The sequence below is a fragment of the Phycisphaerales bacterium genome, assembly GCA_040221175.1.
Classification (GTDB): Bacteria; Planctomycetota; Phycisphaerae; order Phycisphaerales; family UBA1924; genus JAHCJI01.
Genome location: JAVJVK010000001.1, coordinates 129,387 through 149,316, shown reverse-complemented (window position 1 = coordinate 149,316; position 19,930 = coordinate 129,387). Strand labels below are relative to the sequence as shown.

Annotated in this window: 18 protein-coding genes; 9 read left to right on the top strand and 9 right to left on the bottom strand. The window is 68.3% G+C overall.

Features of this window, described 5'->3' with window-relative positions; all coding sequences use genetic code 11:
- Window positions 1–16: 16 nt before the first annotated feature.
- Genes RIE32_00670 through RIE32_00655 form a run of 4 tightly spaced genes read right to left on the bottom strand, consistent with a single transcriptional unit; the run spans window position 17 to window position 3,197 of the window.
- A complete protein-coding gene (locus tag RIE32_00670; protein MEQ9094756.1) occupies window positions 17–631 on the bottom strand; it encodes a TetR/AcrR family transcriptional regulator in 615 nt (204 codons plus the stop codon).
- Between the two features lie 48 nt (window positions 632–679).
- The gene (yidD, locus tag RIE32_00665; protein MEQ9094755.1) at window positions 680–1,021 is read right to left on the bottom strand and encodes a membrane protein insertion efficiency factor YidD; all 342 of its coding nucleotides are present in this window, start codon (window positions 1,019–1,021) and stop codon (window positions 680–682) included.
- Entirely contained in the window at window positions 1,002–1,490 is a 489-nt protein-coding gene (gene rnpA / locus RIE32_00660) for a ribonuclease P protein component (GenBank protein ID MEQ9094754.1), read from the bottom strand. Before rnpA ends, yidD begins: the two co-directional genes overlap by 20 nt.
- Window positions 1,491–1,511: 21 nt before the next feature.
- Window positions 1,512–3,197: an integrin alpha gene (locus RIE32_00655; GenBank protein ID MEQ9094753.1), complete on the bottom strand. Its 1,686-nt coding sequence runs from the start codon at window positions 3,195–3,197 to the stop codon at window positions 1,512–1,514.
- Window positions 3,198–3,902: 705 nt separating this feature from the next.
- Here RIE32_00655 and RIE32_00650 point away from each other — a divergent pair.
- Window positions 3,903–4,583, top strand: a complete 681-nt coding sequence (locus RIE32_00650; protein ID MEQ9094752.1) for a hypothetical protein — start codon at window positions 3,903–3,905, stop codon at window positions 4,581–4,583.
- A 9-nt stretch (window positions 4,584–4,592) separates the two neighbouring features.
- Here RIE32_00650 and RIE32_00645 read toward each other — a convergent pair whose 3' ends face one another.
- Window positions 4,593–5,099, bottom strand: a complete 507-nt coding sequence (locus tag RIE32_00645) for a hypothetical protein (GenBank protein ID MEQ9094751.1) — start codon at window positions 5,097–5,099, stop codon at window positions 4,593–4,595.
- A gap of 102 nt (window positions 5,100–5,201) precedes the next feature.
- Between RIE32_00645 and RIE32_00640 the strand changes: the two genes are divergently transcribed.
- The 4 genes from RIE32_00640 to RIE32_00625 all read left to right on the top strand — a co-directional run bounded on the left by RIE32_00640 (window position 5,202) and on the right by RIE32_00625 (window position 11,141).
- Entirely contained in the window at window positions 5,202–6,641 is a 1,440-nt protein-coding gene (locus RIE32_00640; GenBank protein MEQ9094750.1) for a beta-ketoacyl synthase N-terminal-like domain-containing protein, read from the top strand.
- 148 nt (window positions 6,642–6,789) lie between these two features.
- Complete coding sequence (locus tag RIE32_00635) at window positions 6,790–8,589, top strand: integrin alpha (GenBank protein ID MEQ9094749.1); 1,800 nt, start codon at window positions 6,790–6,792, stop codon at window positions 8,587–8,589.
- Between the two features lie 53 nt (window positions 8,590–8,642).
- Entirely contained in the window at window positions 8,643–9,056 is a 414-nt protein-coding gene (locus RIE32_00630) for a hypothetical protein (GenBank protein MEQ9094748.1), read from the top strand.
- Between the two features lie 27 nt (window positions 9,057–9,083).
- Window positions 9,084–11,141: a GC-type dockerin domain-anchored protein gene (locus RIE32_00625; GenBank protein ID MEQ9094747.1), complete on the top strand. Its 2,058-nt coding sequence runs from the start codon at window positions 9,084–9,086 to the stop codon at window positions 11,139–11,141.
- A gap of 57 nt (window positions 11,142–11,198) precedes the next feature.
- Here RIE32_00625 and RIE32_00620 read toward each other — a convergent pair whose 3' ends face one another.
- Window positions 11,199–12,023: a GC-type dockerin domain-anchored protein gene (locus tag RIE32_00620; protein ID MEQ9094746.1), complete on the bottom strand. Its 825-nt coding sequence runs from the start codon at window positions 12,021–12,023 to the stop codon at window positions 11,199–11,201.
- A 205-nt stretch (window positions 12,024–12,228) separates the two neighbouring features.
- The gene (locus RIE32_00615; GenBank protein ID MEQ9094745.1) at window positions 12,229–13,539 is read right to left on the bottom strand and encodes a radical SAM protein; all 1,311 of its coding nucleotides are present in this window, start codon (window positions 13,537–13,539) and stop codon (window positions 12,229–12,231) included.
- A 147-nt stretch (window positions 13,540–13,686) separates the two neighbouring features.
- On the opposite strand from RIE32_00615, the gene RIE32_00610 reads away from it, so the two are divergent.
- The 4 genes from RIE32_00610 to dnaK all read left to right on the top strand — a co-directional run bounded on the left by RIE32_00610 (window position 13,687) and on the right by dnaK (window position 17,982).
- Window positions 13,687–14,277, top strand: a complete 591-nt coding sequence (locus RIE32_00610) for a hypothetical protein (GenBank protein ID MEQ9094744.1) — start codon at window positions 13,687–13,689, stop codon at window positions 14,275–14,277.
- A gap of 3 nt (window positions 14,278–14,280) precedes the next feature.
- Window positions 14,281–15,723 carry a hypothetical protein gene (locus tag RIE32_00605; GenBank protein MEQ9094743.1) on the top strand — a complete coding sequence of 481 codons (1,443 nt, stop codon included), beginning with the start codon at window positions 14,281–14,283 and terminating at the stop codon, window positions 15,721–15,723.
- Window positions 15,724–15,726: 3 nt separating this feature from the next.
- Window positions 15,727–15,972, top strand: a complete 246-nt coding sequence (locus tag RIE32_00600) for a hypothetical protein (GenBank protein ID MEQ9094742.1) — start codon at window positions 15,727–15,729, stop codon at window positions 15,970–15,972.
- 99 nt (window positions 15,973–16,071) lie between these two features.
- Entirely contained in the window at window positions 16,072–17,982 is a 1,911-nt protein-coding gene (gene dnaK, locus RIE32_00595) for a molecular chaperone DnaK (protein MEQ9094741.1), read from the top strand.
- 78 nt (window positions 17,983–18,060) lie between these two features.
- Here the strand turns inward: dnaK and RIE32_00590 are convergent, their stop codons facing one another.
- Together RIE32_00590 and RIE32_00585 are read right to left on the bottom strand one after the other, a co-directional pair.
- A complete protein-coding gene (locus RIE32_00590; GenBank protein MEQ9094740.1) occupies window positions 18,061–19,644 on the bottom strand; it encodes a hypothetical protein in 1,584 nt (527 codons plus the stop codon).
- A 40-nt stretch (window positions 19,645–19,684) separates the two neighbouring features.
- Entirely contained in the window at window positions 19,685–19,882 is a 198-nt protein-coding gene (locus tag RIE32_00585) for a CDGSH iron-sulfur domain-containing protein (protein MEQ9094739.1), read from the bottom strand.
- Window positions 19,883–19,930: the final 48 nt, after the last annotated feature.

Sequence of the window (19,930 nt, the reverse complement as noted above, 5' to 3'; positions counted from 1 at the left end):
GTCGGCGGTGGCCGGCTTAGCGATCGGCCTCGGTCTTGGCCTTGCCCAGCAGCATGCGCTTGATGGCGTCGCTGACGTGCTTGCCGCCGGCGTCCTTGCCGTGGCCCTCCACGCCCCAGGCCGTCAGCACGCCGAAGCCCAGCCCCACGTCGATGAGCAGCCAGGCGATGAGTTCGGGGCTGTAGCGGGCGGTGACCTTGTGGGCGGCCTGCCCGTTCTCGATCTCCTTCATGAGGAAGGCGTGGACCGTGTCCATGTGCTCGCGCAGGGCGCCCGCGATCCCGGCGTCGCCCACCTCGGTGATGGCCTGGAGGATCACGCGGTAGGCGTCGCTGAACCTGGGGTGCACCATCGGGTTGCCGTCCACCAGCGTCGAGAGCCGCTCGGCGGGCGTGGTGGCCCGCGCCAGCTGCTCTTCCCAGAAGGCGATGGTCTCCTCGCTGGTCCGTCGCACCAGGGCGATGAACAGGTCGCGCTTGGAGCCGAAGTGGCGGTAGATGATCGGCTCGGTGACGCCGGCGGCCTTGGCCAGCTGGCTGGTGGTCGCGCGGGCGTAGCCGTGCTCGGCGAAGAGCTCGGCGGCGGTCTCGAGCAATTGGGCGCGGCGGGCGGCCGCTGGCAGCCTGGGCAAATGCGGCCTCCATCCAGAACCGGGCCGGCGGGGCCAGCCCGCACTATGTTAGCCCTGACTAGAACGCGCCGCGTGCCGATGCGCTGCGCGAGCCGACCCCGCCGGCCCCGCCGACCCCGCCGGCGGCACCGGGTCGTACCCGCCCTTGACCAGCGGCTGGCACCGCACGAGCCGCCAGAGCGTCAGGCGCGTGCCCTTGATCGGCCCGTGGGTGTGATAGGCGTCCAGCGCGTAGCAACTGCACGTGGGCTCGAAGCGGCACTGGCCGCCGATGAAGGGGCTGAGCGTCAGGCGGTAGAGGCGGATGGGCCCGGTGAAGGGCGCGATCGCCAGCCGGCGCAGCGGGCTGGCCAGCCAGGGGCGGGGGCCGTCATGGTCCGGGGCGTGCATCGCGTGATTGTTGGGGGTCGGATCGTCGGGGGGCAGCGTGTTGCGGGCGGTGGCCCTTGGCGATGCGCTTGGCCCAGACCTCGTGGCAAGCATGGGCAAGCTCCAGCAACAACCGCTGGTACTCGGCGCTCGGCAACGGCTCGTGGGGGCGGACCTGGACGATCATGTCGTAGCGGCCGCTCCGGCGCTCATCGCCCTCTCCGGCTTCCCACGCCGGCAGGTCGTGCTGCACGTGGCGGAAGGCCTCGCGGATCGCCCGCTTGGCGGCCACGCGGACGTGGGCCTTGCCGACCTTCCTGCCGACCGACAGCCCCAGCCGCGGCTCGGGCCGGGCGGTGGGCATGGCGTGGACCGTCAGCGGCCCGGCGCTCTTGCGGCAGCGGGCGGCATACACGGCCTGGAACTCGCGCGCGTGGGTGAGGCGGTGTCGGGGGCGGAAGGTGAGGGGCGTGGGGGGGGCGGGGGGCACGAGGGAGGGTAGAGCCCTCGGCTACGGGCACCCCAGGTCGAACGCGTTCTGAAAGGCCAGGAAGTCGAAGATGGTGAACGCGCCGTCGTCGTCGAAGTCGGCGCGGGGGTCGCCAATGTCGAAGAGGTTGCAGAACTCCATGAAGTCAAACACCGTCAACTCGCCGTCGCCATCCACGTCGGCGCGGCACGGCGCGAGGTCGCGGCCGTAAACCACGAAGCTCGTACCGCCTTCCGGGCTGTAACCGGTGGAGGGAGCCCCGATGATGATGTCACCGATGCCGTCGCCGTTCACGTCTCCCGCCGATGCGACCGACCGGCCGCTGAAGTTTAACGCTGCTACGCCATTGAGCGTGAAGCCGGTCCGCCCATCGAGATCGGCCAGTTGGATTGCAGCAGGGAAGGAGGAGCCCGCCTGGATGTCGCGCCCGAAGACCACGTAGCTCTCGCCAGCTCCGGATCGGCCACCGGGATCGGCGCGTTCTGCGCCGATGATGATGTCACCAACGCGATCACCGTTCAGATCACCGGCCGAGGCGACCGAGGGGACCCCGTCGCCAATATCGACGCCTTCTAAGCCGAACCCTGTAGTCCCGTCCAGATCCGCCAAGAAAAAGCTGGCGGGAAAGGGCACGCCCGACGAGGCATCGCGACCAAAGACCACCCAGCTTCGGTGGGGACTGGCGAGTCGCGCGCTGATGATGATGTCAGCGATCCCGTCCCCATTGACGTCACCCGCCGAGGCGACAGAATCACCACTGAATTCGTCCGCGTCGGGACCCACCAGCCGAAAACCCGTAGTGCCATCCAGATCGGCCAGGGGCAGCGCGCTCGGGAAGGCTGCACCCGCAGCGGCATCACGGCCGTAGACCACGTAGCTCTCACCGTTGCGGGCCCCAGGAGCAGCGATGATGATGTCATCCAAGCCGTCGTTGTTCACGTCGCCCGCGGACGCAACCGAACGACCGCTCTGATCACCTAACTCGACGCCATCGAGGCGGAAGCCGTTGGAACCGTCCAAGTCGGCGAGTTGGATCACGGCGGGAAAAGTCTCCCCCGCAGACGTGTCGCGCCCGAAGAAGACAAAGCTCGCCGTGGCATGCGCATAGCCAAACAACGGGCTGCCCGCGGCACCGATGATGACATCGCCAACGCCGTCGCCATTCACGTCGCCTGCCGACGCGACCGACTGACCGCTGTAATCCGAACTGTGCACACCCTCCAGACGAAAACCGTCGGTGCCATCCAGATCCGCGAGTTGAACGATGGGAGGGAAGGACCCCGCCACCGCAGTGTCGCGGCCGAAGATCACATAGCTCTGGCCTGCAAATGGACGCCCGACGGGATCGGCCTTCGGCGCACCAATGATGACATCACCGATCCCATCGCCATTCACGTCGCCCGCAGAGGCAACCGACCAGCCGCTGTAGTCTCCCGTGTCGACGCCCTCCACGCGGAAGCCGTCGGTCCCATCGAGGTCGGCCAACTCGACGGTGCTGGGAAAGCCCCCCATCCGGGCATCGCGTCCGAACACAACGTAGCCCGCCCCACGGCCACGACTGCCCAGCGTCGCCCCGATGATGACGTCGCCCACTCCGTCGCCATTGATATCGCCCGCAGAAGCGACCGACCCGCCGCTGTATTCGCCAGCATCCACACCGCTCAAGGAGAAACCGATTTCCCCATCCAGGTCCGCGAGTTCCAGCATTGCGGGGAATGGCTCGCCGAGCGGGCCTTGGGCGCGGGCCACGGCCGGGGCCAACGCCAGCCCCGCAGCGGCCACCAGGGCGGGGACTCTCAGGGGCGTGCTCGACGCGAGCGGTCTGGGCGGCATGGGGTTCTCCTCCGGCGCCCAGCATACCCAAAAACGCCCGGCGCTGCAAGGGCAACTGGCGGCGGCGCGGGAGCCCAGGCTGGACCACGCCGAAGCGTTCGAGAGCCCGCCCACCGGAAACCCGGGAACGTATGGCCGCCCCCCATGGCCCCATCCCCGCTCCCCGATGCCGGCCCTCGGATCCGGGTTCGGTCCTGACGGGTTTCGGTTCGGACATGACAGATCCGCGATCCGTCCTGGCCGATCCGGGATCCGTCGCCACGGATCCGGGCTCGGCCAGGACGGATCCGGGATCGGTCACCTCGGATCCCGGCTTGGTCGTGTCGGATCCGGCTTTGGTCACCTCGGATCCGGGATTCGTCATGTCGGATCCGGGTTTGGTCACCTCGGATCCGAGATCCGAGGTGACCAAACCGCGATCCGAACCCCGCTGGCGGCCGCGCCAGGTGGGTTTTGGGATCTTTGGCCGCAGCTCTTGCGCGTCGGGCGGGTTTTCTCGGCCGTGGCGAGGTTTTGGCTGGAGCCGGCCGCTGGAGCGTTCGATACCTCGTGCGGAGCCACTCGCACAGGAGACCGACCATGCCCACCGTCCCGGAAAAACTGCCCGAGGCCATCGACTGGGTGGGCGTGCACGCGCCCGTGTGGACGGTTGCCGAAGCGACCATCGGCCTGGAGGCCGGCCAGCTGGCCAACCTCACCGCCCTGCACGCCCAGGCCGACGCGCTCAAGGCCGAGTACGAGGCCCTCAAGGCCCAGTGCGAGGCCAAGGGGGCCGAGTATCGCCGCACGGCCCGCACGATGCGCTCGACCGCGTCGGGCATGGTCGTGCAGATCCGCGGCTTCGCCCGCACCACGCCCGACCCCAAGGCGGTGTTCGCCGCCGCGCGGCTGCCCGAGCCGGCCACCCGCACGCCCGCCCCGCCCCCGGGCACGCCCACGGCCTTCCGGGTCGAGCTGCTCGAGAGCGGCACGCTGCGCTTCACCTTCGATTGCGAGCACCCCGAGGCGGTCAGCGCGGTGACGTACAAGGTCCTGCGGCAGGAGGGGCCCGATGGACCGTACCAGTTCCTGCTCAACGCCAAGAAGCGGCGCTTCGAGGACGGCTCGTTCTCGGGCTCAAGCGGCATGGTGACCTACCTGGTGACCGCCCAGACCAGCACCCAGGACGGCAACCCGGCGTACTTCACGGTGCGCTTCGGCGGGGGCGAGCGCGCGAGCATCATCGCCCAGGGAACGGCGGGCGAGCGTCTGGCTTCGTGAGGCCCGCCGCTACCGCCTGCCGGGCGAGGCCTGACCGGTCCCCATCCCCGACACCACCCCCACCAGCACCATGAGCGCCCCCAGCCCGATGAGCCACGGGCGCAGGCGGTCGCTGCGGGCCAGGCGGGCCAGCGTCGAGTCGGTCGGGCGGACGGCCTGGATCGTCACCGGGGCGGGCTCCAGGGGCTCGAAGATGTCAACCGGGCCCGGCGGCGGCGGCTCGAGCACGGCGGTGCGGCCGGCGGGGATGAGGCGCATCTGGTCGAGGGCCAGCGAGCGGACCAGGGCCTCGTCGCCGCGCTCCAGGGCGGCCAGGTAGCGGGCCTGCCGCCGGATCCGCTCGCGGCCCTGGGCGTCCATGGCCAGCAGCTTGTCGCGCTCGAAGCGGGTCTGCTCGAGCTGCTCCCACGCGGGGATGAGCACCACGGCGGCCACCAGCGCCAGGCCGGCCACCACCAGCGGCCAGCCGGTGTCGAACCTGGCGATGGGCGAGCGGGTTGCGTGGGGGGTGGGCACGAGAGACCGTATCGGCAGGGTGGGCCTCCGGCGCTGACCGGCGGGCGTGCCGGACCCACGCGGAGGGCGGTATGGCGGGCGCTCGGGCAATACAGTGGGCCCATGGCCAGGCCACCGGCATCCCCGACTTCCACCCCCACCCCCACTTCCACCCCCACCCCCATCGCCACCCCCATCGCCATCACGGGCATCGGCGTGGTCAGCCCGCTGGGGATGGGGGCCCGGGCGTTCTGGGAGGGGCTGTGCGCCGGGCGGGTGGCGATCGGCCGGCCCGAGGCCCTGGACGCCAGCGCGTGCTCGTGCCAGTACGCGGCCGAGGCGCCGGCCCTGAGCATGAAGGACCACCTGCCCAGGCACTACCGCAAGTTCGCCCGGGTGATGGCGCGGGACATCCAGCTTGCCGTCGTGGCGGCCAACGAGGCGGCGGGCCCTGGCACGTATGGCGCCGGGCTGGGTTCGCTCGCAGACGAGGACGGCGGCGGCGAACGGGCCTACCCGCCCGCGCGGCTGGGCACGCACGTGGGGGCGGCGCTCATGGCCCCGGAGATCCCCGAGCTGGCCCGGGCCATGCACGCGGCGGCCGACGAGGCGGGCGAGTGGGACATGGGCAGGTGGGGCCGGGTCGGCATGGGGCAGCTCACCCCGCTGTGGATGCTCAAGTACCTGCCCAACATGCTGGCCTGCCACGTGAGCATCCTGCATCAAGCGAAGGGGCCCAGCAACACCATCACGGCGGGCGAGGCGAGCGGTTTGCTGAGCATCGGCGAGGCGATGCGCGTCATCGAGCGTGGCGATGCGGATGCGAGCCTGGCCGGCAGCGGCGACAGCCGGGTGAACCACCTGGCCATCGAGCGGCTGCGGCTGGCGGGGCGGCTGGCCGAGACCAGCGCGGGGGGGGCGGGGATGGACGATCCGGGCGACATCGTGCGGCCGTTTGATCCCGAAGCCATCGGCAGCGTGCCGGGCGAGGGGGCGGCGGTGTGCGTCCTGGAGAAGCCCGAGGCGGCACGCGCGCGGAAGGCCGAGACGATCGCGCTGCTGCTGGGCTTCGGCGCGGCGCAGGCGGTGGCGCCGCTGGTCGAAGGCAGGCCGATCATGGCCGGCCTGGGCGCTCGGGCGGGCGGATCGGCCGACGGCCTGGACGAGGCGATGGCCCGGGCGATCGGCCTGGCCCTCAAGGACGCGGGAACGCGGGCCGACGAGATCGACGCGGTCTTCTGCCACGGGGCGGGCGAGGCGGCCCTGGACGAGGCCGAGGCCCGCGCGTTCAGGCAGGTCCTCGGCGATCGCGCGGCGAGCGTTGAGCTGTGCTGGGTGAGCCCGCAGGTGGGCGAGACCATGGCCGCCGGCGGCTCGCTGCTGGTGGCCGCCGCCGCGATGGCCCTGCGTCACCAGACCCTGCCCGCGCGGGTGCAGCCCGGCCGGCCGCGGGGCGACCTGTCGGCCGCGGCCGCCCCGGCCCGGCCGGTGGAACTCCGGCGGGTGCTCGCCTGTACGCATGCCTTGGGCGGCCAGTGCGCGGCGATCGTGCTGGGCGTCTAGGGCAAGCTCCGGCATCGGTCTGGCCCTCAACAGCGAATCCCCGGGGCCCCCGGCGGGCACTCAAGTCGGCCCGGGGTTTGCCCGATGTCGTCGGAGAGACAGCCCCGCGGGCACAGAGGCCGCCCTTGGGCCCAATGAGGAGAGCGATATGACGTGCCGCCCCCGACGAGCCGCGTCCGAACTGGTCGCACTGGCCGGCGTGGCCCTGGTTGCCGGCCTGGCAACCGGCGTTGCGGCGGATGTTGATCCGCTCGGTCGGCCCTTCCCGGCCGTGCTCGATCTTGCAGACCTTTCGACGCCGCTCGGCGTCGTGCTCGAAGGCGCCGCACCGAACGACGCCGCGGGGGCCTCGGTCGCCGGCATCGGCGACATGAATGGCGATGGCTTCGAGGACGCCATCGTCGGCGCACCCGATGGCATCGGACGGGCGTACGTCGTGTTCGGTCGAGACCACGCCTGGCCGCGGCGCGCGAGCCTGGCTTCCCTGGATGGTCGAGATGGATTTCGCCTGTTCACGTCGCACCCGACCTCCGACGAAGAGGCAATCGGAACGGCCGTGTCGGCCGCCGGCGACCTCAACGGCGATGGATTCGCCGATGCGTTGATCGGCGCCCCGGGGGCCTGGCCCGGCGACCCGCATACCGGTCCGTACCCGATGGGCGTGACGTACACGGTGTTCGGTCGGAATCGCGCGTTTCCGGTGTCGCTGGACCTCTCGCAACTCGACGGGAGCGATGGCTTCCGTACGCTCGGGCCGTGCATCTTCGCACAAAGCGGATCGGCCGTGGCCGGGCGGGGTGGCTCGGCAGACATCAACGGCGACGGCGTCGACGACATCGCCATCGGAGCCGCGGGCGCGTTCGAGGGCTATTGCTACGGCGACAGCTACGTGGTCTTCGGCCGCAGCGCTCCATCGGGCATGGCCTTTCCCGACACGCTGGCCGTCGACGCGCTGGATGGCTCGAGAGGCTTCGTCTTCAATGCATTCTGGTTCGACAACGGCGGCGGCGCTGCGGCGGCTGTTGGCAACGTCAACGGCGACGGACTGGCCGATGCGATCTTCGGTACGCCGCGCGAATACACGGCAACGCCAACGCGGCCCTATGGCGACACGACCGGCGCGACGTACGTCATCTTCGGACGCGATGCGACGGCGGGAGCAACCTACCCAGACCAATTCGATCGCAACGATCTCGATGGCGACCTTGGTGTGCAGATCCTTGGCACCGCGGCGGGCTCCACCAGCGGCGCAAGCGTGGCGGTCGTGGGCGACCTGAATGGCGATGGCTTGGCCGACCTTGCCATCGGCGAACCGGGACGCGAGTCGGATGACCCTCAGGTGATGCGCGGCGCGGTGGTCGTCGTATTCGGCCGGCCCGATCTCGACGCAGCGGTCGACCTGGCGGCGCTCGGCGTGGGCGAAGGCTTTCGCCTGATTGGAGCCGAGCCGGGTGACGCGCTGGGGTTGCGCATCGCCCGCGCCGGCGACGTGAACGGAGACGGGCGAGATGATCTGATCGTCACGGATTCCAACGCCGCCTACGTGCTGTTCGGACGGGATGCAGCGGATCCGTTCGCCGGTACGCTGCCGGTCGACCAACTCGATGGTCGTCGTGGGTTTGCCATCCGCGGCCCAGCGCCCATCGAGGCCATCGCGGGCGGCGTCGATCTTAATGGCGATGGGCGGAGCGACCTGATGCTGGGCATGCCCAGCGACGATACCGGTGGCGTAAGTGGTGCCGGAAGCGTGGCGTTGGTGTTCGGCCGCACCGTGCGCACGTGCCGGGTCGACATCGATCGCGACGGCGATCTGACAATCTTTGACTTCCTGGCCTTCCAGAACCTGTTCGACGCGGGCGACGCGCGGGCCGACTTCGACGCCGACGGTCAACTGACGATCTTCGACTTCCTGGCATTCCAGAACGCGTTCGACGACGGGTGCGGCTAGTACCCGAAACCCGGGCATGCTGATCGCGTATAGCCTCCGCGAAGGGGGTGTTCATGCACATCATGCTCCGATTGGTCGTCGCGGCGACTTTGGCCGTCTGCCCGGCGGCCGTGCTGGCGGACGAGCCCTGCCCGTTGCGATGGGAGACCGCTCCCTTCGCGCTGCGCGGCGTGGATGGTCTCGTCCAGGATGCCGTGGTCTTTGATGACGGCCGTGGCCCGGCGGTGTACGTCGCGGGCGACTTCGGCGTGGCCGGCGATGCGCTTGTTTCCAACATCGCCCGATGGAACGGTCTGGCGTGGGAGGCGGTTGGCGCCGGGCTCGATGGAGAGGTGCGGGCGCTTGCCGTCTTCGATGATGGCGCTGGCCCGGCGCTGTACGCGGCAGGCGCATTCACCGAGACCGCGGCAGCCGACGGGCAGCGCACCGAACTGAATAACATCGCCCGCTGGGACGGCTCGCGCTGAACGGCGCTTCGCACCAATCCGCGTGGCGTGGGGCTGCGTGGCGAGGTGTTCGCGCTCGAGGTCTTCGACGACGGCCAGGGACCGCGCCTGTACGTCGGGGGCCTGTTCGAGCGTGCGGACCGGCGCGGCTTCGACAGCCTGACACGCTGGGACGGGCGGGCGTGGCGCAGCCTTGAATCGCCGCCCGCGGGTCGGGTGTATGCCATGACATTAATGCAACACGGAGGGCAGCCCGCGTTGTTCGTGGGCGGGCGATTCGACTCGGCGGGCAACGTCGAGGCTGTCAACATCGCCAGGTGGGATGGCCGGCAGTGGCACGCCCTGGAGTCCGAAGGCATTCCCGGCGTCGATCACGACGTGTGGGCCCTGGCGGCGTTCGACGATGGCGACGGCGCCTCGCTGTACGTCGGCGGCACGTTCGATGTCGCCGGCAACGTCTACGGGCCGCGCATCGCCGAATGGGACGGGCGGGCGTGGCACCCGCTGGGCCCGGGATGCAGCGGAACCGTCTTCGCCCTCGGCGTGCATTCCGCCCCGGACGGGCCGAAGCTGTTCGTGGGGGGAGCACTGCTCTCGGTCGGCGGGGTGGCCGCCGGCCGCATCGGGGTCTGGGACGGTCAGGCGTGGTCTGCGCCAGATGTCGGCATCCTCGAGGAGTATTCTGGATCGGTGAAGTGCCTGGTTCCTTTCGACCTTGGCCAGGGGCCTCGGCTGCTCGTGGGCGGAGCCTTTCGCGTCGTGGGAGGCAGGGCGCCCTCGGCCCTTGCAGTCTCCAATGTCGCGGTCTGGGAAGATCGCTGGTCCGCGTTGAGCACCGACGATGCGCATGGGCTTGATGATGAAGTCGCGGATCTGGTGGTCTTCGACGACGGCAGCGGCCCGGCGCATTACGCCGGCGGTGCGTTCATCGGCGCCGGCGCCACCATCGCGCACGGCGTGGCTCGATGGAACGGCGACGGATGGTCCGCACTGGATGGCCCGACAAGGTCGGGCGTGCGTGGCGAGGTCAACGCCCTGGCGGTCTTCGACGACGGCCGGGGCCCGGCGCTCTATGCGGGCGGCGACTTCGTCGCTGCGGGCGGCATCGGCGGCGCCAATCTGGCGCGGTGGGACGGCACGGCGTGGACCACCGTCGGCGGCGGCGCCAACGGCCCGATCTACGACCTGTTCGTGCATGATGACGGATCGGGGCCGGCGCTGTTCGTCGCGGGCGACTTCAGCATGGTCGGCAGCACGCTGGCGTATGGCCTGGCCCGGTGGGATGGCGCAGGCTGGGATCGCGTGCGCGGCGGCGTCAGTTCGTTCGGCTTTGCATCGGCCCTCGGCGCGTTTGATGCCGGTGACGGCGCCGAACTCCACGTTGGGGGAAGCTTCACCAGCGCGGGCGGCGTGTCGACGGACAGCATCGCGCGCTGGAACGGCTCGATCTGGCAAACGCTGCCGCCGGGGCGGGGCGTCTCGGGATTGGTCGATGCGTTGACGGTGTTTGATGACGGAAGCGGCCCGCGGCTATACGTGGGCGGACGATTTACCTCGGCAGGCGGCGCCCCTGCGGCATCCATCGCGGCGTGGGATGGCACGGCGTGGGAGACCGTCGGAGCCGGCCTTGCCGGCGCTTCGGGGCGGGCCCTGGTTCGAGACATGGCGGTGTCCGGCGTGGCGGAAGCCAACTCGCTCTTCATGACTGGCAGCTTCCGCGGCGCCGGGGACGTCGAAGCTTTCTCGATCATCCGTTGGGACGGCACCCACTGGCATGCGGTCGGCCAGGGATCACAACCCGGCCTGTGGGGGCGTGGGAGCGCACTCCTCGAATTCGATGATGGGCCGGGCCAGGCTCTGTTCGTCGGCGGCGACTTCATCGCTGCCGGCGGCCAGGCCGCTGCGCACCTGGCGATCCTGCGGCCGTGTCCGGCGACGTGTCGCGCAGACATCGACGGCGATGGCGTGCTCACCGTCTACGACTTCCTCGCGTTTCAGGGCCTGTTCCAGGCGGGCGATGCGAGGGCCGACTTTGATCGCGATGGAAGCCTGACGCTCATGGACTTCGTGTCATTCCAAGCCGCCTTTGCAGCGGGCTGCCCATAAAAAAACCGACCCCGCTTGGAGCGGGGCCGGTCTGGAAGCTCTCGATCGTTGGTCTGCTCAGCAGCCCATGTCGAATTCGTTTTGGAAGGCCAGGAAGTCGAAGAGGGTGAGGCTGCCGTCGCCGTCGAAGTCGGCGGTCAGGTCGCCGGCGTCGAAGAGGTTCTGGAACTGGAGGAAGTCGAAGAGCGTCAACTCGCCGTCGCCGTCCAAGTCGGCGCGGCAGCCGCCGGTGCCCGCATCGCCGGTGATGAAGTAGTTGTCGGTGCGGACGTTGCCGCTGGTGCTGGAGGCGCCGTCGAGGGTGAACTTAATGCTCGCGTCGGCCACGCCGTCCAGCGCGCTGATGTCGTAGACCTGCGTTGCGAAGTCGCTGGTCAGGTCGAGACCGGCCTCGACCGTGTCCACCACGACGCCGCCATCGAGCAGCTCGATGGTGATCATGCTGAAGCCAGTACTGGTGCGGCGGGCGTCGAACTGGAAGGACAGGTTCTCGAGATCAGCGCCGTCGAAGTTCACGACGATCATCGAGCCGTTGTTGAGCTGGTCGGTGCCGCCCTGGATGGCCAGCGAGCCGCCGCTGCCCTCGCCAAATTGGGCGCCCAGGTCGGTGCCGCTGAAGGACTGGACCCAGCTGAGCACCAGGTCGCCGCCGCTGCTGGTCGTGGTCTCGTCCAGGATGCCGCCAACCAGTTCGATGGTGGCGCTGCCGGCCTGATCACCAAACTCGGCCGGGAAGGGGAACTCGTCGGGCGTGTAGCCGAACCCGCCGCCGGGCAAGGCCTGGTTGTTGAATGCCCAGTAGGCGACGTCGTCGGCCTGAGCGATGGTGGCCAACGGCGCGGCAACGGCAGCGGCGGCCACGAGGACGGTGGCAAGTTTCATAACTTTCTCTCCCGAATGGGGTTAGCGACAGGACGCACGAGCGGGCATCACATCAGCCCACGCGCAATCTTTGCGCAATGCTAGAACCGACCCGGCCCGGCGTCGGCCCCGTTCAGGAAAGGCCGAGCACGCATTCATGGAATCTTGACGCTGGAATGGGTCGGTGTTCGGCAGAGCCGAGCAAGCGACCGGTTATGGGATCGGCCTACTCCACCACCCGCCAAGCCTTGCCGTCCCGCTCCACCCGCCGATACAGCGTGTCGCGCTCGACGGGGGTAAAGCCGGCCTCGCGGATGGACCGCTGGAGGTCGAGCACGGTCGTCTCCTGGTGCGTGGTCGAGCCGCCGACCTTGGTGATGTCGTACCAGACCACGGTGCCGTCGATGTCGTCGGCGCCGGCCTCGAGCATGAGTTGGGCCATGCTCAGGGTCTGCATGATCCAGAACGCCTTGACGTGCGGGAAGTTGTCGAGCATCAGGCGGGCGATCGCAATGGTCCGCAGGTTCTCCAGGCCAGTCGGGCCATAGAGGTGCGCCATCTCGCTGCCATCGGGGAAGAAGGGCAGGGGCGTGATGGTCTGGAAGTAGCCGGCCTTCCCTTCAGCCATCGCAGGCGTCGGCTTTGGCGTGCCTTCGCGTGATAGCGTGATGACCGGCGCGGTGACGCCGGCGGTCGCGGGCAGACCCGGCTCGACGAAGCCGTCCTCTCCCGTGTACCCGAGACGTTCCAAGGCCTGGTCCTGCGCGCGGCGGAGGATCTCCATGTGCACCAAACGCTCGCGGCGCTGGTCGATGTGGCCGTACAGGATCGTGGCATTGGTGTTGAGCCCTAGCTCGTGGGCGACCAGGTGCACGTCGAGCCATTCGTCGCTGCGGATCTTGCCCTTGTACGCCTCGTCGTGCACGCGGTCGTCGAAGACCTCGGCTCCGCCGCCGGGCAGAGAATCTAGTCCCGCGGCCTTGAGCTCGCTAAGCACCCAGCGGATGCCGGCCTGGCGATCGTTGCGCTTGTACTTCTTTGCGATCTTCGCGAGGTGCACGATCTCGACGGCGGTCAGCGCCTTGATGTGAAGATTGGGCGCAGCGTCCTTGATCGTCCGCATCATCTCGGGGTAGTAATCCCACGGCAGGTACGGGTGCAGCCCGCCGACGATGTGCATCTCGGTCGCGCCGTTCTCGATGGCCTCGAGCGCCTGGTTGCGGATGTAGTCCATATCGCGCGTGTACGCACCTGGCTGGTCCTTCTTGCGGTAGAACTCGCAGAACTTGCAGCTCAGGGCGCACACGTTGCTGTAGTTCATGTGGCGGTTGATGTTGTAGTAGGCCGCGTCGCCGTGGATGCGGCGGCGGACCACGTCGGCCAGGGCGATGACGCCCCAGACGTCTTCGGTCTCGTAGAGCACCATGCCGTCGTCGAGCGAGAGGCGCTGGCCGGCCAGCACCTTGGTGCGGATCGAATCCAGGCGTGGATCCATGCCGATGGAACTGTTGGGAACCGGGAGGGCGGCGGTCGTCATGCCAGACGATAGGTTATGTGGGTCTGATTTTCAAAGATTCTTGAAATCTGAGAACCATCCCGATTGCCGATAACGGACCCGGTGGGCGTCACCTCCGCGTCGCCGACGCGATGCAGGGTTATCCTGCCACCAGCCAGGAGCATCATCATGGATCAGCAGCCCGAGCCTCAGTCCAGCCACGAGCCGCCCGCCGTGCCCGCGGCCGCCCCGCCCACGCAGCCGACCGGCGCGGTCCCGGGGCATCGCTCGAGTTGGCCCGGCGTGATCGGAACGCTGCTGTGCGTGTTCGGCGGGATCGGGTTGCTCCAGCGGGTCTTTGGCGTGGGGTTCATGGCGCTGATGCCCTTCCTGCCGTTGCCACCGGAGGCGAAGATTACCGGGACGGCGTACGTGCTCGGGCTGGTGCTGTCGGTGGTGGGCCTGCCGCTCTCGGCCGTCCACCTGACGGCGGGCATCCAGACGCTGCGTCGCAAGCAGAGCGCACGCAAGTGGGTGATCATCTTCTTTGTGTACGCCATTCTGCTGGCGATTCCCGGCGGCGCGTACCAGTACTTCAACATGCAGCAGCAGATGCAGCAGGCCGGCCAGCAGGGCGGCATGCCCGCGGGTCTCGGCTCGGGCTTTTCGATGGGCATGGCGGTCATCGGCGTCGTCATCTCGCTGCTCTGGCCCACCTTCCTGGTGATCTGGTACTCGCGCGCGAAGATCCGCGAAGAGATGCAGGGCTGGGCCGCCTGAGCCATGAAGTGCCCCGGCTGCGAGTACGAGTTGTGGAACCTCAAGGCCGGTCCGTGCCCAGAGTGCGGCCGGCCGTTCAAGCCCAGTGACTTCGACTTCCTGCCCAATGCGGTGAAGTTCTGCTGCCCCCACTGCTCGCAGGCGTACTACGGCACGAACGAGAACGGGCAGCTCGAACCCGACACGTTCGATTGCGTCTCCTGCGGTCGCCACGTGACGACGGACGACATGCTGCTGCTGCCGGCCGAAGCGCTGGGCAAGCGGACGCCCACCAAGAGCATCAATCCATGGCTCGACTCGAACCGCAAGCGTCGCTGGTTTGCCACGATTGCCGCGGGCTTCGGCCAGCCCGGCCGCCTGCTCGAGGCCACGCCGGCGATCGGCAGTTCGAGCCGGGCGACGTCGTACGCCCTGCTGAACTTCGTCATGGCGGGCATGTTCATTCTCGTGCTGATGGCCGTCGCGTCGCTCGGCGGGGGCATGGGTGGCGGCGGCGATTTCCTGCTGGCGTTGCTGGCGGTCGTGCTGGGGCCCGCGGTCCTCATGGGCGTCTGGACGCTGGTAGCCCACGGCATCCTCAAGCTCTTCAAGCAGCCGACGCCCGATGGCCTCGGGCGGACCTACCAGGCCATCGCGTTCACCAGCGGAGCATGGCTGCTTGCGCTGCTGCCATGCTTCGGGTGGACGTTTGGCTTCCTGGCGTGGAGCCTGTGCGCACCGGTGGCGGTGTACCGGGCCCACAAGTGCAAGCTGTGGGCGGCCATCGTGGCGACGGGGGGGCCGCCAATGGCCGTCGTCCTTGCGGTCGCCGGGCTGTACGCATGGCTGATCTTCGGCACGGTGGGCATGATGCAGTCCATGAACGTACAGCAAGCGTGGGCGGCGCAGAGCCAGCTGGACTTCGAGGTCATCATGCTGACCAACGAGCTACGCGACAACGTCAAGGCGGGCACGCCACCGCTGCACGGCGCCAGCCTGCTGGGGCAGAGCTCGCTGACGCCGTACTCGGCCTTCGCCGAGGCGAACAACTTCGACGTCCTCATCGGCACCCACCGGGCCAGCCAGTTGGACATGATGGATCCGAACAGGCGCGAGGCAGCACTGCGGGCCATTACGTCGACCTGGCCGTCGGACGTCACCGCGCACCGCATCGGGCGGATCATCTTCACCCACCACGGCATCGATCCGGGCGACGATCCGGCGCTGTGGCTCTTGATCGAGTTGCCCAACACGCCCGGCGACACCATCGCCGACGCGGTGCACCTCGATGGCGCCTCGATGTTCGACGTCGGCACCGGCGCCCAGTTCGAGATCGATCAGCAGAACCAGCTTCGCGCCAAGGCCGGCCTACCCCCGCTGCCCAGCTTCCAGACCATGACCGCTGGCACCGGCCCGTGGACCGCCGCCGACGGCACCCCACCACCGGCGACGCCGGGCGTACCCTGAGCCATGGCCAGCGAAACCGACGAACTGCGGCGTATCCGCAAGCGCATCGAAGCCATGAATCCTCCAAGCGTGGGGTGCGGGGTGTTCTTCGGGCTGTGGCTGTTCCTGTGCAGCCTGCTCGTCCTGCGGGGCTGCTTCGGGGTGGACGCCATCGGCCCACTCCGCGATCGACCCGCGCCTGCCACTTCGGCAGAGCGGCTGAGCGACCCGGCCGACCAGCCCGCCCAACCCCCCAGCGAAGGCCCCTGAGAGCCCCGGCCGCCCGGTCTCACCGGCTGGCGGCCCTTGGCATCGGCCTTGCAACAGGTCTCCACGCAGGCGGCCCGGCCGCCCGAAAAGGAGGCCACTATGTCAAAAATCATCGGCATCGATCTGGGCACGACCAACTCGGTCGTGGCCGTCATGGAAGGCAGCGAGGCCAAGGTGCTCATCAACGCCAGCGGCAACCGCACGACCCCCTCGGTCGTCGCGTTTACCGACAAGGGCGAGCGCCTGGTGGGCCAGCAGGCCAAGCACCAGCAGGTGACCAACCCCAAGAACACGGTCTACTCGATCAAGCGCTTCATGGGCCGCCGCCACAAGGAAGTCGCCAGCGAAGAGAAGAACGTGCCCTACGAGGTCACCGGCGGGCCGGACGAGTTCGTGAACGTCACCGTTCGTGGCGAGAGCTATACGCCGCAGCAGATCAGCGCGTTCATCCTGCAGGAACTCAAGAAGGTCGCCGAGGACTACTTGGGCGAGCCCGTCACCGAAGCGGTCATTACCGTGCCGGCCTACTTCAACGACAGCCAGCGGCAGGCGACCAAGGACGCCGGCGAGATCGCGGGCCTGACGGTCAAGCGCATCATCAACGAGCCCACCGCCGCCGCGCTGGCCTACGGCCTCGATCGCAAGAAGAACGAGAAGGTCGCCGTCTTCGACCTGGGTGGTGGTACGTTCGACATTTCAATCCTCGACGTCGCCGACGGCGTGTTCGAGGTCTTGAGCACCAACGGCGACACCCACCTGGGTGGCGACGACTGGGACCAGCGGCTGATCAACTACCTGGCCGACGAATTCAAGCGGCAGGAAGGCGTGGACATCCGCAGCGACGCGATGGCCCTCCAGCGCCTGAAGGAAGCCGCCGAGAAGGCCAAGGTCGAGCTGTCGACGATGCAGGAGACCACGATCAACCTGCCGTTCATCACGGCAACCGACACGGGTCCCAAGCACCTGCAGATCACCATCACGCGCAGCAAGTTCGAGAGCCTCTGCGAAGACCTGTACAAGCGGCTGCGTGAGCCGTGCCTGGCGGCCATCAAGGACGCCAAGCTCGACGCGAGCAAGATCGACGAGATCGTCCTGGTTGGTGGTTCGACGCGCATGCCCAAGGTCCAGCAGATCGCCAAGGAGATCTTCGGCAAGGACCCCAACAAGAGCGTGAACCCCGACGAGGTCGTCGCCATTGGCGCGGCCGTGCAGGGCGGCGTGCTCAAGGGCGACGTGAAGGACGTGCTGCTGCTGGACGTCACGCCCCTTTCGCTGGGCGTGGAGACCATGGGCGGCGTGATGACCACGCTCATCGAGCGCAACACGACCATCCCCACCAAGAAGAGCGAGACGTTCTCGACGGCCACCGACAACCAGCCCAGCGTGACCATCAAGGTCTACCAGGGCGAGCGCAAGATGGCCAGCGACAACCGATTGCTGGGCCAGTTCGACCTGGAGGGCATCCCGCCCGCCCCGCGCGGCATGCCGCAGATCGAGGTCGAGTTCAACATCGACGCCAACGGCATTCTTCAGGTCACCGCGACCGAGAAGAAGACCGGCAAGAGCGCCGACATCAAGATCACCAACTCGGGCGGCCTGTCCGAGGAAGAGATCGACAAGATGAAGCGCGACGCCGAGATGCACGCCGAGGAAGACAAGAAGCGGCGCGAGCTCGTCGAAACCAAGAACCGCGGCGACCAGATGGTCCACCAGATTCGCCAGCAGCTCGAAGAGCACGGCGAGAAGGTATCCAGCGACATCCGCGGCAACATCGAGAGCGCCATCTCCAACCTCGAGGAGAAGCTCAAGACCGACGACAAGGACGCCATCGAGGCCGCGAGCAAGCAGCTCGAGACCGTCGCGATGGAGCTGGGCAAGGCCATCTACGAGGCCCAGGGAGCCCAGGGTGCCGATGCGGGCGCATCAAGCCAGGCCGAGCCCAAGGACGCCGCCGAGAACGACGACGACGTGATCGACGCGGAGTTCAAGGTGAAGGACGAGGACAAGTAAGCCTCAGCCCGGGCATCGGATTGTCGATCGAGCGAGACAAGGGCGGCTCCGTGCGGGCCGCCCTTCTTCTGTGTGCATTCAATCGATGTCGGACTCCAAACGCTTACGGAACGCCGCCCACGAACCGGCGGCGAAGTCCGGTACGTTGTCGACAGTCCCAAGGCTCGCAGTTCGCAGACGGACGGCCTCACGGCACGTTGCAGAAGGCGTCACCCAGCCCCGCGTGCCGTAACGGCGTTGCCACGCATCGATATTCTGCCAGGCGCGTGATCGCACGAGCTCATGGTCGTCCTGCAGCCCGTCGAGCAAGGTGGGCACGGATTCCCAACCCGGCAGCGTGGACAGCACCGAAAGCGCCGCAGCGCGTGCACGTCCAGACTCGTCCTGGAACACCGCAGCGGCCAGGTCGCGCCAGCTTTCGTGTGGCGATCGGGTCAGGATCGCGACGGCCAACCGGCGGACGCGTCCGCTCGCATCCCGCAGCATCGCGGCCGCCTGCGGAACGGCTTCGCCGGGCGCCACACGCCCGAGCGCGAAGAGCGCCGACTCACGCAAGCGGGCACGGCCTGCAAACAGGAATGGCCGCACCCGAGCCGCGTCGTGGTCGCTTCCAAGCTCGCCCAGCGTGGCGACCCAGCCCGGCCGCACCAATCCAGGGGGCGTGCGGTCCAGCAAAGCTCGGGCCGCAGCGGCCGCGTCGAATCCGCCGAGGTCACGCAGCGCGAATCGGGCCGCCTCGCGGATGGCTCGGGCGTCGGCAATCGCACACTCTTGCAATGCCTCGACGTGTTCCTTCATGGTGGCGCTCGGGAGCGAGCGAATCATGATCGTGGCCACCGAGGACGAAGGGTCACGTAGAAGCCGCTCGATGTCTTCGTGACTCGCCGAATCGGGCTTCTCGGCCAGCATCCGCGCGAGCCACGCACGCACGGCCGGGTCGTGGTCCGCGATCGCGGCGCTCAAGAGTCGATCATCGCGAACAACTGGATCTCCCAGCACGGTGAAGCAGAATCGTCGACGCCTTGGCGGGCCTATGCGCGACATTCCCGAGCGCACCGATGCTCTCGACGCCTCGGACCGCAGCAATTCCATGATCTCTACATGAACTCCGGTAAGGTCTGCGCGCTCGACGCGTGGAAGCCGCTCGATCAGTGGATGATGGTCGAGTAGCGACTCGATCACCTCTACCGGGGCGTTCGCTATCAGAGATCGAAGGGTTTGCCTTGCAGATTCGCGCACGGGCCCCACCCAGTCTGCCAGACGCAGCAGCACGTATGGGATGGCACGCGGGTGTCCGAGTCCGGCCAATAGCTCTAGCGCCGCCTGCCGCGTGTAGCCATCGGCGCTCATCGTGGCGACACCAAGCAACTCCACGGCAACCGGTGGCTCGTGCGCGATCAGACGGCGTACCCCTTTTGAGGTTAACCAGGGCGACCGCAACGCCGGATCGAGCTCAGTCCACTTGGTGATCGGCACGCCGCGCATGAGCGACGCAACCTGCTGGGCGAGCGCCGCATCGCCCCCACCAGCAATCTCGCTCAGCCACTCGATACCAGTGGGCACACTCGAGACGGATGGCGGCACCCAGCCACGCCAATTCTCACCCTGATCGTGGATCAGGCCCGACATCCGCTGCACGATCGCACGCAGCCAGCTTTGCACGGACCAGTCTATCTCCAAGGTAGCTCTGGGAGCCCTTGCCTCAGTCCTCGACTTCGCGCCGGTGCCCCTGCTCGTCGTACTCGTACACCTTGCCGTCTTCTTCGTCCTTGCAGGTCTTGTGCGTGCCGTCGCAGAAGGGGAAGTTGCCCGTCAGCCCGCAGCCGCAGACGAAGACGGGCTTGTCCTGCGGGTCGATGCGGATGGGGCCGGTGGCGCTCAGGGTGATTCGTCGGGCCATGGCGATGCTCCTTCTTGAGACCGGATGCGAAGAGTCGCAAGCCTACGC

What these genes read in the sequence shown, in the direction of transcription:
- yidD (MEQ9094755.1), bottom strand. Translation starts at nt 1,021, where the DNA reads ATGCACGCCCCGGACCATGACGGCCCCCGCCCCTGGCTGGCCAGCCCG.
- RIE32_00655 (MEQ9094753.1), bottom strand. Translation starts at nt 3,197, where the DNA reads ATGCTGGAACTCGCGGACCTGGATGGGGAAATCGGTTTCTCCTTGAGC.
- RIE32_00650 (MEQ9094752.1), top strand. Translation starts at nt 3,903, where the DNA reads ATGCCCACCGTCCCGGAAAAACTGCCCGAGGCCATCGACTGGGTGGGC.
- RIE32_00640 (MEQ9094750.1), top strand. Translation starts at nt 5,202, where the DNA reads ATGGCCAGGCCACCGGCATCCCCGACTTCCACCCCCACCCCCACTTCC.
- RIE32_00635 (MEQ9094749.1), top strand. Translation starts at nt 6,790, where the DNA reads ATGACGTGCCGCCCCCGACGAGCCGCGTCCGAACTGGTCGCACTGGCC.
- RIE32_00630 (MEQ9094748.1), top strand. Translation starts at nt 8,643, where the DNA reads ATGCACATCATGCTCCGATTGGTCGTCGCGGCGACTTTGGCCGTCTGC.
- RIE32_00620 (MEQ9094746.1), bottom strand. Translation starts at nt 12,023, where the DNA reads ATGAAACTTGCCACCGTCCTCGTGGCCGCCGCTGCCGTTGCCGCGCCG.
- RIE32_00615 (MEQ9094745.1), bottom strand. Translation starts at nt 13,539, where the DNA reads ATGACGACCGCCGCCCTCCCGGTTCCCAACAGTTCCATCGGCATGGAT.
- RIE32_00610 (MEQ9094744.1), top strand. Translation starts at nt 13,687, where the DNA reads ATGGATCAGCAGCCCGAGCCTCAGTCCAGCCACGAGCCGCCCGCCGTG.
- RIE32_00605 (MEQ9094743.1), top strand. Translation starts at nt 14,281, where the DNA reads ATGAAGTGCCCCGGCTGCGAGTACGAGTTGTGGAACCTCAAGGCCGGT.
- RIE32_00600 (MEQ9094742.1), top strand. Translation starts at nt 15,727, where the DNA reads ATGGCCAGCGAAACCGACGAACTGCGGCGTATCCGCAAGCGCATCGAA.
- dnaK (MEQ9094741.1), top strand. Translation starts at nt 16,072, where the DNA reads ATGTCAAAAATCATCGGCATCGATCTGGGCACGACCAACTCGGTCGTG.
- RIE32_00585 (MEQ9094739.1), bottom strand. Translation starts at nt 19,882, where the DNA reads ATGGCCCGACGAATCACCCTGAGCGCCACCGGCCCCATCCGCATCGAC.